Below are 300 nucleotides of genomic sequence, written 5' to 3' on the forward strand. Positions count from 1 at the left end.
CCATATAAACCCTTAGTGCTGCATTCCAAATTCCAAGCATCTTGAGCTCGCTTGTATAGGCGCTCGCTGTATGCGGCGGCTCCATAAACATTCTGTTGTGCTTGTATCTCTTGTCTTATGGATTCTGTTTTTATTAACTCACGATTATAAGTTGCAGACAGAGGCATTCCATACCTTTCAGGTAAACCTTGCTTTGCATACTGCTCTTTTGAAGGATAACCGCCACCAATGTCTGTGTGACAGCCAGCAAAGACTTCCTCATAAAAGTTAGAAGGTAGAATGCCATCGCTAGGTAGCAGT

1 pseudogene is annotated in these 300 nt (G+C 43.3%); it reads right to left on the reverse strand.

The annotated features are described in order from the left end of the window. Nucleotides 1-300: pseudogene (locus AACR11_RS20805) on the reverse strand (DUF2235 domain-containing protein); the annotation flags it as partial.

The sequence above is a fragment of the Vibrio sp. L85 genome (assembly GCF_963871815.1).
Lineage (GTDB): Bacteria > Pseudomonadota > Gammaproteobacteria > Enterobacterales > Vibrionaceae > Vibrio > Vibrio harveyi.